The following is a 12,821-nucleotide window of genomic DNA, read 5'->3' on the forward strand; positions in this document are numbered from 1 at the left end:
TCACCGCCCCGACACCGTCATTCCGGGGCGCCGTGAGGCGAGCCAGGAATCCAGAGCCGCCGACGGTGCATTCTCGATCACGGCCTATGGTTCTGGATTCCGGGCTCTGCTGCGCAGCCCCAGAATGACGGGCGCGTACGAGGACGCTCGAGCGAGACTTCGACCTCTCTTTGCCAGGGCCGCAACGCTCCTCTCCGCTTCCCCGACGCCCTCCGCGGCGGTATCAGGGCGCATGACCGACGCACCCCGCCTCACCCTGCTGACGCCGCACCATGTCGGGGCGGAGCATGTCGACGCGCTGGTGCCCGCGCTGGAGCGAGCCTGCGCCGCGGGCGACGTGGCCGCGGTGATCCTGCGCCTGGCACCCGCGGACGAGCGCAGCCTGATCGCCCTGGTGAAACGCGTCGCGCCCGCGGTGCAGGCGGCCGGCGCGGTGCTGGTCGTCGCCGCCCCGGGTTTCGCGGGCGACCTCGTCAGCATCTCGGCGCGGGGCGGGGCGGATGGCATCCACGTCGACAAGCCGGAGGAAGGCACGCTGCAGGAGCTGCGCGGGCGTCTGCGCGACGGCCGCATCCTCGGCGTCGGCGGGATCGAGACCCGGCACGCGGCGATGGATGCGGGCGAGGCCGGCATCGACTACCTGATGTTCGGCGGCCTCTACCCCGACGGCGTCGCCGCCGACGCAGAGGGCGTGCACGAGCGCACCGCGTGGTGGGCCGAAATCTTCGAGACGCCATGCATCGGCGTCGCCTGCACCGAGGCCGAGGTCGCGGCGCTCGCGGCGACCGGCGCCGAGTTCGTCGGGCTGGAGAGCGGGCTGTGGATGGACGACCCCGCAGGCGTCGCCCGCGTGCAGGCCGCGCTCTCGGAGGCGGCCTCGTGAGGCGGCTCGCTTCGAGCACCCTCGCGCTGCTCCTGGCCGGCGGCGGGGCGATGGCGGCGCCCAGCGCGATCGAGCCGACCCGGACGCCGGGCACCGACCCGGTCAAGCCGCCGATGCGAGAGCTGCCGACCCCCTACACCGTCGGCTATTCCGGTGGCGCCCGCCCGCCGCCGACCGACCGCACGCCGGACTTCGCCTACGGCGCCTACCAGCGCGGGCAGTACGTGACCGCGTTCCGCGAGGCGACGAAGCGGATCGAGGCCGACCGCAAGGACGCGGCGGCGATGACGCTGCTCGGCGAGTTGTACAACCAGGGCCTCGGCATCCGCCCCGACCCGGTCAAGGCCGCCGACTGGTACCGCCTCGCGGCGGCGCAGGGCGAGCCCGGCGCGATGTCGTCGCTGGGCCTGATGTCCCTCGACGGCCGCGGCGTTCCCAAGGACCCGAAGGCCGGCCGGCGCTGGCTCGAGCAGGCGGCCGAGCACGGCTCGCCGACGGCGGCCTACAACCTCGCCTTGCTGCTGCTCGCCAGCGGCACCGAGGCCGACCAGACCCGCGCGGCGGCGATGTTCCGCAAGGCGTCGGACGGCGAGATCGGCCCGGCCCAGCACGATCTCGGCGTCCTCTACCTGCAGGGCCGCGGTGTCCCGCAGGACGCGACCAAGGCGGCGGAGCTGTTCCGGCGGGCGGCCGACAACGGCGACCTCGCCGGCGAGGTCGAGTTCGCGATCCTGCTGTTCAACGGCAAGGGCCTGCCGAAGGACGAGGGCCGCGCCGCCCGCTACTTCCTGCACGCGGCGTCCCGCGGCAACGCCATCGCGCAGAACCGCGTCGCCCGGCTCTACGCCACCGGGCGCGGCGTGCCCAAGAACATGGTCGAGGCCGCGGCCTGGAACCTCACCGCGGCCGGCCAGGGCCTGTCTGACGCCTGGCTCGACCAGACGCTTGTCGGCCTCACCGCCGACGAGCGCACCCGCGCCGAGCGGCTGGCGGAGGAGCGGTCCGAGGCGCGCTGAGCGCGGTCGCTCAGAGCCCGTTCCACGACCGATCCCACTCACCACCTCATCCTGAGGCGCTTTCGCGAGGCGGAAGCCTCGAAGGAGGCCTCCAGGGATAGCGCGATCTCTGGAGGCCTCCTTCGAGGCCGCTGACGCGGCACCTCAAGATGAGGTGGTGGGTTGGGAAAAGGGAGGAACCCTTGTCACCGATCGTGGTCAGACCCGCGCTTAAAGCTTGCAGGCGCCGTCGAGCGCAGCGTTCTCGGCCGCCGTGAACAGGCGTGAGCGGATGTGGAAGCGCTTCTCGCGGCCGTTCTCCAGGGAGAACATGCCGCCGCGTCCGGGCACCACGTCGAGCAGGATGTGGGTGTGCTTCCAGACCGCGAACTGCGAGCGGCTGATGAAGAAGTCCGCGCCCCCGACCTGGCCGAGATGCACGTCGCCGTCGCCGGTGATGAAGTCGCCCACCGGGTAGCACATCGGCGAAGAGCCGTCGCAGCAGCCGCCCGACTGGTGGAACATCACCGGGCCGTGCTCGGCACGAAGCTCGGCGATGAGCTCCAGGGCGGCCGGGGTCGCGGTGACCCGCAGCGGCGTCCCGTCGACGCCGGCCTGCTCGGCGGTGGTGGCGCTCGTCGCCGTGTCCGTCATGTCCGCTCCCATCCGCACCCCTTCCCGATCCCATGTGGTTCGCGCGGCGCCGAAATGCAGTGGTGGGCGCCAGCGAAAACGCCCCGGCCGCGAGGGCCGGGGCGAAGTCGTCTCGAAGTCGAAAGCGCCAGCCCGTGGGCCGGAGCCAGGCCGGCCTAGAAGAAGCCGAGCTTCTTGGCCGAGTAGCTCACCAGCATGTTCTTGGTCTGCTGGTAGTGGTCGAGCATCATGCGATGGTTCTCGCGGCCGATGCCGGACTGCTTGTAGCCGCCGAAGGCCGCGTGCGCCGGGTAGGCGTGGTAGCAATTGGTCCAGACGCGGCCGGCCTGGATCGAGCGGCCGAAGCGGTAGGCGCGGGTGCCGTCGCGGGTCCACACGCCGGCCCCTAAGCCGTAGAGCGTGTCGTTGGCGATACTGAGCGCGTCGGCGTCGTCCTTGAAGGTCGTCACCGAGAGCACCGGCCCGAAGATCTCCTCCTGGAAGATCCGCATCTTGTTGTGGCCCTGGAGCACCGTCGGCTGCACGTAGAAGCCGTCGGCGAACTCGCCGTCCTTCACGTTGCGCGCGCCGCCGGTGAGCACCTTGGCGCCCTCCTGCCGGCCGATGTCGATGTAGGAGAGGATCTTCTCCATCTGCTCGGACGAGGCCTGCGCGCCGATCATGGTCGCGGGATCGAGCGGCGAGCCCTGCGTGATCGCCTCGACGCGCTTGACCGCGCGCTCCATGAACCGGTCGTAGATCGACTCGTGCACCAGCGCGCGGCTCGGGCAGGTGCAGACCTCGCCCTGGTTGAGGGCGAACATGGTGAAGCCTTCGAGCGCCTTGTCGAAGAAGTCGTCGTCCTCGTTGGCCACGTCCGCGAAGAAGATGTTCGGCGACTTGCCGCCGAGCTCCAGCGTCACCGGGATCAGGTTCTGCGAGGCGTACTGCATGATCAGCCGGCCCGTCGTCGTCTCGCCGGTGAAGGCGATCTTGGCGATGCGGGGCGAGGAGGCCAGCGGCTTGCCGCATTCCAGGCCGAAGCCGTTGACGACGTTGAGCGTGCCCGGCGGCAGCAGGTCGGCGATCAGCTCCATCACCACGAGGATCGAGGCGGGGGTCTGCTCGGCGGGCTTGAGGACGATGCAGTTGCCGGCGGCGAGCGCCGGGGCGACCTTCCACACCGCCATCAGGATCGGGAAGTTCCACGGGATGATCTGCCCGACGACGCCGAGCGGCTCGTGGAAGTGGTAGGCCACCGTGTCGTGGTCGATCTCGGAGATGCCGCCTTCCTGGGCGCGGATGCAGCCGGCGAAGTAGCGGAAGTGGTCGATGGCGAGCGGGATGTCGGCGTTCACCGTTTCGCGGATCGGCTTGCCGTTGTCCCAGGTCTCGGCGAGCGCGATCAGGTCGAGGTTCTCCTCCATCCGGTCTGCGATCTTGTTGAGGATGCGGGCGCGCTCGCCGGCCGACGTGCGGCCCCAGGCGTCCTTGGCGGCGTGGGCGGCGTCGAGCGCCTTCTCCACGTCCTGCGCGTCCGAGCGGGCGACCTCGCAGATGACGCGGCCGGTGATCGGCGAGGTGTTCTCGAAGTAACGGCCGTTCGCCGGCGCCACCCACTGCCCGCCGATGAAGTTGTCGTAGCGGGCCGAGAACGGCGACTTGGTCTTGGCGTCGGCCAGGAATTCCGGCTTGTTCATGGTGCTGATCCTCCGTGCGGCTCCGGCATGGCGTGCCGGCTCTTTTTCGGACTTTTCGCGTTCCGGCCACAGCCAAGGACAGTCGAGCGGCGATGGCAAGCCGGACTTTTGGCCAAAGGCGGGTGCGAACGCCGCGTGCACGGTAGCCCCATCCGGGGGTGATGGCGACCGAAACGGCGCGGCTTCAGGTCGCCTTCCGCGCCTTGCGGGTCGCAGCCGCCTTCTTGGCGGAGGCCGAGCGCTGCTCCGGCGTGCGCGCGGCCGAGGCCTTTCCGCCTTTCTCGCCACCCTTCTCGCCGCCCGCATGCGCGGCCGGGTGGTCGGTGGCCTTGCCGCGGCCCGAGCCGCCGGGCTTCTTGCCGCCGCCGTCGTCCTTGTTGACGGTCGCCCAGGCGCGAGCTTCGGCCTGCTCCTCGGGCACGCCGCGCTTTTCATAGGATTGCGCGATGTGCTCGGCCTTGCGGACCTGCTTGTCGGTGTACTTGCTCTTGTCACCCTGGGGCATGGCGAAACCTCGTGCGGTGCGGCGAACGGCGCCTCAGCCGGTTCCGGTCGGCCCGTCGAGGACCGCGCGCACGCGGCGGATCAGGTCGGTCCGGCGGTAGGGCTTGTTCAACACGTCGAACTCGGATCCCCCGACGTCGGTTCGCTCCAGGCTCGCCTCGGCGTAGCCGGTGGTGAGCAGCACCTTGAGGCGCGGCTGCCGGCGGCGCGCCTCGCGGGCGAGCATCACCCCGTTCATGCCGCCCGGCATGATCAGGTCGGTGAAGATCATGTCGATGCGGTCGTTGCCGTCGAGGATCTCGAGCGCTTCGCGCCCGTTCCCGGCCATCAGCGTGACGTAGCCGAAGTCGCGCAGGATCGTGCGGGCGAGCTCGGCCACGTCCTCGCGGTCGTCGACGATCAGGATGGTCTCGGTGCCCTGGCGCTCGGTGGTGCGGGCGGGCGGCTTGGGCGCCTCCTTCACCCCGGTCTCGGTCACCGGGAAGGACAGGCGCACGGTGGTGCCCTCCCCCAAAACCGATTCGATCTTCGCGGCTCCGCCCGATTGCTTGGCGAAGCCGTAGACCATCGAGAGGCCGAGGCCGGTGCCCTTGCCCTCCTCCTTGGTGGTGAAGAACGGGTCCATCACGCGGGTCAGCACCGAGGGCGGCATGCCGGTGCCGCCGTCGGTGATCGAGACCTGGACGTAGCGCCCGGCGCGCAGGGGGCCGGTCCCGGTGATCTCGCGCTCGGATACGTCGAGGTTCTCGGTGACGACCCGGATCGGCCCGCCCTCCGGCATCGCGTCGCGGGCGTTGATCATCACGTTGAGCAGCGCGACCTCGGCCTGGGTCGGGTCGACGCGGCAGTTCCACAGGTCCGGCGCCAGGTCGTAGGCGACGGTGACGGCGTCGCCGACGGAGCGGGCGACCATGTCGCGCATTCCCCCGATCAGGGCGTTGAGGTTGACCGCGCGGCCCTCCAGCCGCTGCTTGCGCGAGAAGGCGAGGAGCTGCTGCGTCAGGGTCGTGGCGCGCTGCGCGGCCTGCCGGATGTTGTCGGCGGCGCGCCCCAGCCGGGCCTTGTCGGCGTCGGGCTTCTCCAACCCGGCGCTGAGGATGTCGACGTAGCCGACGATGACCTGGAGCAGGTTGTTGAAGTCGTGCGCGATGCCGCCGGTGAGTTGGCCCAGCGCCTCCATCTTCTGCGCCTGGCCTAAAGCCTCCTCGGCGTCGCGCCGGCGCGACACGTCGAGCTGCGAGGCGAAGAAGTACAGCAGCTCGCCGTTGGTGTCGTAGAGCGGGGAGACGAACAGCGCGTTCCAGAAGGTCGAGCCGTCCTTGCGGTAGTTCAGGATCTCGGTGCTGTACTCGCGCCGCTCGTCGATCGCCGCCCGGACCTGCGCCACCGCCTCGCGGTCCGTCTCCGCCCCCTGCAGGAAGCGGCAGTTGCGGCCGATGATCTCCTCCTGGCCGTAGCCGGACATCGCCAGGAAGGCGTTGTTGGCGAAGATGATCGGGTTGTCGGGCTGGCGCGGATCGGTGACCGTCATCGGCATGCGGGTCGTCTCGACGGCCGCGAAGAAGATCTCGTTGCGCGGGTCGGACATGGCGGTGGCGGACCCGGCGCCGACGCGGGTGGTGCGGCCGGTCGGCGGGGTCTCGGGCGTCTGGGTCATGTCGGGGCGGTCTCGTCCGTCGGCATCGGTCTCGCGACTCCGTGATGGTGCGGCTGGGCGGGTAACACGGCGGCGTTGCCCCTGTTCGGACAGCCTCCGAGCCGACGTCATCGCGACAACGCGAAGGGGCGACCGTGCGATCCAGGTTTTCTAGCGGGAGTCCAAACTCGATCGAAGGCGAATTGTCGCCCGAACCGGCGATCCGGCCGCCGCCGTCACTGTTCAGCTTGCCTCGGGATGGATAGGGATTGATCTCGACGCCGCGCCTTCCCGAATCGGGAAGTCCCCGTGCGTCCTACGTCGGCGAGCAGCAGTCTTGACGACTGCAACCTGAGATTATCCGGGCCCATGTCCGACATCGACGTGGTGTTCATCGCGCCCGATCCTTCGGCCGGTCACGGCCTCCGGTCGGCCCGTCGCACGATCGTCTTCGCGCCCGGCGAGCCGGTGCCGCGGGTCGGCGAGTGCGTGATCCTCGGGTTCGACGCCGAGGCGTCGCGCTGGCTGGTGCACGACGTCGCCCACATCTTCGAGCACGACGCCCACGGCATCGCGATCAAGCTCGCCCTGCCGGCGGAGGGCTGACGCCGCCCCGGACTACTCCGCCGCCTGCGGCAGGGTGGCAACGGGCGTCGCCGCCGTCCGCGCCGGCTCGACGCCGGGCGCACGCGACACGGCGACGGCGTTCTCGATCGCGTCGTTCAGGGTGGTGACGAGGACGTCGGCGGAGGTCGCCCGGCGCAGGCGGTCGAGGGTGGCCGGGTCGCGCTCGCCCCAGAACCCGACGAGGACGCGCACGCCCGGCACCGCGGCGCGGGCCTGCCGGACGGTGAAGCGGATCTGCGACAGGCTCACCGGCTCGAGATAGGAGAAGCAGATCATCGCGAGGCTGGCCGCGTCCTTCGGCCGGGCGCCGCCGCGGATCGCCGACATGGCCATCACTTCGGAGCGCAATCCGTGGCGGTCGAGGGTCTGGCTCAGCATCAGCGTCGCCGCCTCGTCGAAGGGGCCGCGGCTGGAGACGCAGAGCACCGGCACCGCGCCGCGCCAGGCCGGCGCGAGGTCGGCGGGCTTGAGCACCACGGCGGCGACCTTACGGTCCGGCCCCGCCGCGGCGACGGCGGCGGCGGCTTCGGAGCTCCCAGTCCGCGCCTTTCCCTTGCGCGGGCGCAGGGCCACCGGCGTCGTCCCGAGGCGGGCGACCACGGTGCGAATCGCGGCGCCGACCTCGCCCTGGCGCGCACGGTCGAGGGTGCCGCGGGACAGGTCGTCCTGCGCCAGCCGCAAGCCGGCCAGAACGACCTCGTCGTAGTAGGTGACGAGCGCGCGCTCCTTCAGGAACTGCCGGCCCTGGTCGATCGCCTCCGCCGGGTCGTTGGCAAGCATGCGCTGGTAGAAGATCTCGGGCGGGTCGAGGGCCGGCTGGTCGCCGAGCAGCACGTCGAGATACCAGAGCCTGTCGACGTGGCGGCCGAGCACGACGAGGCAGACCGTGAGCGGGGTGGCCAGCACGAGGCCGATCGGCCCCCACAGGAACGTCCAGATCGTCGCCGAGAGGATGACCGCGATCGGCGAGAGCCCGGTGGAGTGCCCGTAGAGCAGCGGCTCGATCACGTGGCCGGCGATCGGCTCGACCACGAGGAACAGCGCCGCCGTGGCGATCACCATGCTCCAGCCCGGATCGACGGAGGCCGCCAGCACCAGCGGCAGCAGGGCGCTGATCGCGGCGCCGATATAGGGCACGAAGCGCAGGATCGCCGCGAGCACGCCGAACAGGGTCGGGCTCGGTACACCGATCCACCACAGCCCGACGCCGATCACCACGCCGAAGGCCACGTTGAGGGCGAGCTGCGCCAGGAAGAACCGGCTGAGGCGGCGCGCCGCGTCGTCGATGGCCGCGGTGGTGCGGCGCAGGTCGCCCGAGCCGCCGGCCAGCCGGATCATCCGGTTCCGCAGGTCCTCGCGCTGGAGCAGGATGAAGATCGTGAAGATCAGGATCAGGCCGGTGGTGGCCAGCGGGTGCAGGATCGGCCCGGCGAAGGTCTGGAGGTTCTCGACGAGGCCGGCCCGCGCCGCGCGGATCTCCACGGTGAGCGGATGCCCGGTCGAGCCCGGATCGCCCTTCAGCTCCGGCGGCGGCGGCGGCGACAGCGTCGCGCTCAGGTCCTGGAACACGTCGACGATGCGCGACAGCGTGCCGGTGTCGGCGGTGGCGCCGCGCAGGGACTTGATCTTGTCCTGCATCACCAGGGAGTAGCGCGGCAGGTCGGAGACGAGCTGCCCGCCCTCGCGCACGATCAGGCTGCCGATCCCGAACAGTGCTCCGAACACCACGACGACCACCAGCAGCACCGCCGGCACCCGCGGCATGCGGATGTGCCCGAGCAGGCGCACCGCCGGCACGAGGACGAAGCTCAGCAGGATCGCCAGCGTCACCGGCACGAGGATGTCGCGTCCGAAATACAGCGCGGCCATCACCGCGAGGACGAGCAGCAGCGAGGCCAGGGCGACGAAGACCGGCAGGCCGTTCTTCAGGCGCTGCGCGGTGACGGGGTCGTCGCTCATGGATTACGCTCCGGTTACGCCTGTGTTCGACCGCTCGAGCGTTCCCCCATCGACGCCCCTTATCCTTAGGTGCCCGCGGCAGCGGGCTGCGAAGGAGCCCTCCAGGACCCGCCGAGACCGCGGGAGGGCTCTTTCGAGGCCCGCTGAGCTGCGGTACCTCAGGATGAGGTGGAAGGGAGGAGAACCGCCCTAGCCCGCCGTCGCGGTCTCGCCCAAGGCCGCGCTGATCTGGCTGAGCAGCTTCGAGAAGTCGACGGGCTTGGGGTGGTAGTCGTCGCAGCCGGCCTGGATCGCCTTGTCGCGATCGCCCGACATGGCGTGGGCGGTGAGCGCGATGATCGGGATGCCGCGGGTGTCGCTGCCGGACTTCAGCGCGCGGGCCGCCGACCAGCCGTCGAGGATCGGCAGGTTCATGTCGAGGAGGATCACGTCGGGGCGGCCCGAGCGCGCCTGCTGCACGCCGGCCTCGCCGTCATGAGCCAGGATCACCTCGTACCCGCGACGCTTGAGCCGGCGGGACAGGAAATCCCAGATCTCCTCGTGATCTTCGACCAGCAGAATCTTGGGCATGGATGTTGGGTCCCCGACACACGGCCGCCCGACGCGTCGCCGCCGCGCATCGATTCTTCAACGCGCGGCGGCCCACGATCGTCCGATTTTTTGTATTCAAACCCTCGTGGCAGATCATCTGCTCGAGGGGAAGGCGCCGCGTTCAGCGATCTTCGTCGTTGAGGTGGAAATGGACCTCTTGGATGTTGGCCCGCTCGAAGGCCTGCATCACGTGCTGGTAGGAGCGCTCCATCTCCGTCACCGCGTCGCCGGGGGTGTCGTCGGGCTTGAGGACGAACATCAGCATCGAGCGCCCGGTCACGTCGTAGCGCTCGCCGGACGTGAAGCTCGCGACCTCCTGGCTGTCGGGCAGGTTGGTGTCGAGCAGGCGCGTCCAGGCCGATCCGCCGACCGACTCGGGCAGGGTGAACTGCACGAGGTCGTGGTAGGCGTTGTACATGATCAGCAAGGTGGCATCGCCGCCGCGCCGGTGCACGCCCGACGCCTGGGCGCGCCCGTCGAGCAGCACCGCTAGGGAGCGGGCGCCGCCGTCGGTCCAGTTCTCAGATCCCATCTCGTGCCCGTCCGGGCGCAGCCACGTCACGTCCTTGACGCCGAACTCCTCGTCGTACTGCCCGGTCAGGTAGCGGCCGCGGCTGAGGATCGGCAGGGCGTTGCGCAGCAGGATCAGGCGCTGGGTGAACTCGGCGAGGTCGCGCTCCTCGGCGCCGATCGCCCCCCAGTCGATCCACGAGACCTCGTTGTCCTGGCAGTAGGCGTTGTTGTTGCCCTGCTGGGTGCGCGCGAACTCGTCGCCGGCCAGCAGCATCGGCGTGCCGTGCGACAGGAACAGGGTCGCGAGCATGTTGCGCATCTGGCGCAGGCGCACGGCGCGGATCGCCGGGTCGTCGGTCGGGCCCTCGACGCCGTAATTGTACGACAGGTTGTGCGAGTGGCCGTCACGGTTGTTTTCGCCGTTCGCCTCGTTGTGCTTGTCGTTGTAGGCGACGGTGTCGTGCAGGGTGAAGCCGTCATGCGCGGTGAGGAAGTTCACCGAGGCCCACGGCTTACGCCCGCGCTTGTTGAACTTGTCGGCCGAGCCGGTGATGCGGTTGGCCAGATCCGGCAGCAGGCCCTCGTCGCCCTTCCAATAGCCGCGCACGTCGTCGCGGAACCGGTCGTTCCACTCGGCCCAGCCGGGCGGGAAGCCGCCGACCTGGTAGCCGCCCGGGCCGCAATCCCACGGCTCGGCGATGAGCTTCACGTCGTTCAGCACCGGGTCCTGGCGGCAGGCGTCGAGGAAGCCGCCGCCCTCGTCGAAGCCGTGCGGCTCGCGCCCGAGGATGGTGGCGAGGTCGAAGCGGAAGCCGTCGACGCGCATCTCGGTCGCCCAGTAGCGCAGGGAGTCCATGACGAGCTGCAGCACGCGGGGATGCGAGAGGTTGAAGGTGTTCCCGGTGCCGGTGTCGTTGATGTAGTAGCGCTCCTGCCCCGGCAGCAGCCGGTAGTAGGAGGCGTTGTCGATCCCCTTGAACGACAGGGTCGGACCCTTCTCGTTGCCCTCGGCGGTGTGGTTGTAGACCACGTCGAGGATCACCTCGAGGCCGGCGCCGTGCAGGCGGGCGACCATCTCCTTGAACTCCGAGAAGGCGAAGTCCGGCACCGCCGCGTAGCGACGGGCGGGGGTGAAGAACGAGATCGTGTTGTAGCCCCAGTAATTGACGAGGTTCTTTTCCTGCAGGTAGTCGTCCTGCACGAAGGCGTGGACCGGCAGCAGTTCCACCGCGGTCACGCCGAGGCTCTTGATGTAGTCGAGCACGTCGGGGTTGCCGAGGCCGGCATAGGTGCCGCGCAGGCGCTCGGGCACCCGCGGATGGTTCTTGGTCAGGCCCTTCACGTGGGCCTCGTAGACGATGGTCTTCTCCCACGGGACGTTCGGCTTGCGGTAAGCGCCCCAGGTGAAGGCCGGGTCGATGACCTGGCTGCGGCGGGTGAACGGCGCGCTGTCGCGCTCGTCGAAGGTCAGGTCGTCGCCGGTCTCCATCTGGTAGCCGAACAGGGCCGGGTTCCAGGTGATCGAGCCGACGAGCCCCTTGGCGTAGGGGTCGATCAGCAGCTTGTTGTGGTTGAAGCGGTGCCCGGCCTTCGGCTCGTAGGGGCCGTGGACGCGGTAACCGTAGATCGTGCCGGGCCGCGCGTCGGGCAGGTAACCGTGCCAGACCTCGTCGGTGTATTCAGGGAGCGCGATCCGCTCGATCTCCTTCTCGCCGGACTCGTCGAACAGGCAGAGCTCGACCTTGGTCGCGTGGGCGGAGAAGACGGCGAAGTTCACGCCGAGGCCGTCCCAGGTGGCGCCGCGGGGATAGGGCTTGCCTTCCTGGATGCGCGAACGAACGGGGCGGGTCGAGACTACGTTTCGAATTGGGTCGGCCATGTTCACTCCGTCGGCCGGGGCCGCATCACGACGACCGCCGCCTGACGTTCGGCGACGGGGCCCCCGGGCCGTTTTGTGAACGTGCGGCCGACGGCGAAGCTCCCGGGCGCCGGAAATTTTTGCAGCGCAGCGACACGAGCCCGCGATCCGGGCGGAACCCGTTCCGGCACCTGCGATTTTTGCGCGAGCTGGGTTCTTCCACCGCCCCGTGCGGCGCGCCATAGTAAGGGCTCGCCCCGGGCACGGCCCGGCATTCGCGGCCCATCGCGGCGCCAATCGAGCGCGTCGCGCCTTCCGGAGCAGACCGCATGAGCGTCGAGGCAACGAACGACGAAGGCCCCGATCACGCCTCCGGGCTGCAGATCGTGGCCGACCGCCACGGCGTCGGCCTCGACGCGGTACGCCACCTGTTGCGGGCGCTGGAGGCCGGCAACGGCACGATGGCGCAGTTCGACCACCCGGAACTCGGCGGCATGGGCCAGTGGTTCTCCGGCGGCATGGTCATGGTCGGACGGATGTTCGACGCCGAGCGGAAGGCCCGCGTCGCCGGCCTCTGCGCCGAGCTTGCCGGCGCGCTGCCCGCCGCCGGCTGGAGCGGCCAGGGATGGAACGCAGGCGAGCGCGGCGGCGGCGAATGGTGGCCGGCGGGCCTCGGCCGGCCGTCGAGCGCCGGCGCCCAGGACGGGCTGCGCTACGCCTACTTCCCCGAGGCAAGGCGGCTGGCGATCGAGTCCGATTCCGGCGTCGCGCTCTACGACACCGGCGAGCACCGGATCTCGGGCGTCTCTCAGTCGAACGGCGCCCTGCGCTTCACGGGACCGCAGGGGAGCATCGGCCTCGACACCCTGCGCCGCCTCGCCCCCGACGCGACCGAGCCCGCACGCGCCGCCGCCTCTACCCC

The 12,821-nt window shown here is 70.3% G+C and carries 11 protein-coding genes; 4 read left to right on the plus strand and 7 right to left on the minus strand.

Annotated features, from left to right (window positions below; all coding sequences use genetic code 11):
• The first annotated feature begins 232 nt into the window (after nucleotides 1-232).
• On the plus strand, nucleotides 233-883 hold the full coding sequence (locus FV226_RS10090; protein ID WP_147762788.1) for a thiamine phosphate synthase: 651 nt from the start codon (nucleotides 233-235) through the stop codon (nucleotides 881-883).
• Nucleotides 880-1,899: a tetratricopeptide repeat protein gene (locus FV226_RS10095; RefSeq protein ID WP_238270240.1), complete on the plus strand. Its 1,020-nt coding sequence runs from the start codon at nucleotides 880-882 to the stop codon at nucleotides 1,897-1,899. Before FV226_RS10090 ends, FV226_RS10095 begins: the two co-directional genes overlap by 4 nt.
• A gap of 210 nt (nucleotides 1,900-2,109) precedes the next feature.
• Here FV226_RS10095 and FV226_RS10100 read toward each other — a convergent pair whose 3' ends face one another.
• The 4 genes from FV226_RS10100 to FV226_RS10115 form a co-directional block, all read right to left on the minus strand.
• On the minus strand, nucleotides 2,110-2,532 hold the full coding sequence (locus FV226_RS10100) for a DUF779 domain-containing protein (RefSeq protein WP_147762789.1): 423 nt from the start codon (nucleotides 2,530-2,532) through the stop codon (nucleotides 2,110-2,112).
• A gap of 155 nt (nucleotides 2,533-2,687) precedes the next feature.
• Nucleotides 2,688-4,211 (minus strand): aldehyde dehydrogenase, encoded by a 1,524-nt coding sequence (gene adh / locus FV226_RS10105; protein WP_147750374.1) that lies wholly within the window; start codon nucleotides 4,209-4,211, stop codon nucleotides 2,688-2,690.
• A 184-nt stretch (nucleotides 4,212-4,395) separates the two neighbouring features.
• Nucleotides 4,396-4,716: a plasmid stabilization protein gene (locus FV226_RS10110; RefSeq protein WP_147762790.1), complete on the minus strand. Its 321-nt coding sequence runs from the start codon at nucleotides 4,714-4,716 to the stop codon at nucleotides 4,396-4,398.
• A gap of 33 nt (nucleotides 4,717-4,749) precedes the next feature.
• Nucleotides 4,750-6,372: a hybrid sensor histidine kinase/response regulator gene (locus FV226_RS10115; protein WP_147750372.1), complete on the minus strand. Its 1,623-nt coding sequence runs from the start codon at nucleotides 6,370-6,372 to the stop codon at nucleotides 4,750-4,752.
• A gap of 348 nt (nucleotides 6,373-6,720) precedes the next feature.
• Between FV226_RS10115 and FV226_RS10120 the strand changes: the two genes are divergently transcribed.
• Entirely contained in the window at nucleotides 6,721-6,957 is a 237-nt protein-coding gene (locus FV226_RS10120) for a hypothetical protein (RefSeq protein ID WP_147750371.1), read from the plus strand.
• A 12-nt stretch (nucleotides 6,958-6,969) separates the two neighbouring features.
• Here the strand turns inward: FV226_RS10120 and FV226_RS10125 are convergent, their stop codons facing one another.
• From FV226_RS10125 to glgX, 3 genes are all read right to left on the minus strand, one after another.
• Entirely contained in the window at nucleotides 6,970-8,937 is a 1,968-nt protein-coding gene (locus tag FV226_RS10125; RefSeq protein ID WP_147762791.1) for an AI-2E family transporter, read from the minus strand.
• Nucleotides 8,938-9,126: 189 nt separating this feature from the next.
• Nucleotides 9,127-9,507 carry a response regulator gene (locus FV226_RS10130; protein WP_147750369.1) on the minus strand — a complete coding sequence of 127 codons (381 nt, stop codon included), beginning with the start codon at nucleotides 9,505-9,507 and terminating at the stop codon, nucleotides 9,127-9,129.
• A 142-nt stretch (nucleotides 9,508-9,649) separates the two neighbouring features.
• Entirely contained in the window at nucleotides 9,650-11,920 is a 2,271-nt protein-coding gene (gene glgX / locus FV226_RS10135) for a glycogen debranching protein GlgX (RefSeq protein ID WP_147750368.1), read from the minus strand.
• A gap of 308 nt (nucleotides 11,921-12,228) precedes the next feature.
• Here glgX and FV226_RS10140 point away from each other — a divergent pair.
• The coding region (locus FV226_RS10140) for an SHOCT domain-containing protein (RefSeq protein WP_147762792.1) at nucleotides 12,229-12,821 on the plus strand (593 nt) is incomplete at its 3' end.

It is taken from the genome of Methylobacterium sp. WL12 (assembly GCF_008039475.1).
Taxonomy (GTDB): domain Bacteria; phylum Pseudomonadota; class Alphaproteobacteria; order Rhizobiales; family Beijerinckiaceae; genus Methylobacterium; species Methylobacterium cerastii.

Bases quoted from the DNA above. Each gene is read 5' to 3' on its own strand.
- FV226_RS10090 (WP_147762788.1), top strand. From the start codon at position 233: ATGACCGACGCACCCCGCCTCACCCTGCTGACGCCGCACCATGTCGGG.
- FV226_RS10100 (WP_147762789.1), bottom strand. From the start codon at position 2,532: ATGACGGACACGGCGACGAGCGCCACCACCGCCGAGCAGGCCGGCGTC.
- adh (WP_147750374.1), bottom strand. From the start codon at position 4,211: ATGAACAAGCCGGAATTCCTGGCCGACGCCAAGACCAAGTCGCCGTTC.
- FV226_RS10110 (WP_147762790.1), bottom strand. From the start codon at position 4,716: ATGCCCCAGGGTGACAAGAGCAAGTACACCGACAAGCAGGTCCGCAAG.
- FV226_RS10115 (WP_147750372.1), bottom strand. From the start codon at position 6,372: ATGACCCAGACGCCCGAGACCCCGCCGACCGGCCGCACCACCCGCGTC.
- FV226_RS10120 (WP_147750371.1), top strand. From the start codon at position 6,721: ATGTCCGACATCGACGTGGTGTTCATCGCGCCCGATCCTTCGGCCGGT.
- FV226_RS10125 (WP_147762791.1), bottom strand. From the start codon at position 8,937: ATGAGCGACGACCCCGTCACCGCGCAGCGCCTGAAGAACGGCCTGCCG.
- FV226_RS10130 (WP_147750369.1), bottom strand. From the start codon at position 9,507: ATGCCCAAGATTCTGCTGGTCGAAGATCACGAGGAGATCTGGGATTTC.
- glgX (WP_147750368.1), bottom strand. From the start codon at position 11,920: ATGGCCGACCCAATTCGAAACGTAGTCTCGACCCGCCCCGTTCGTTCG.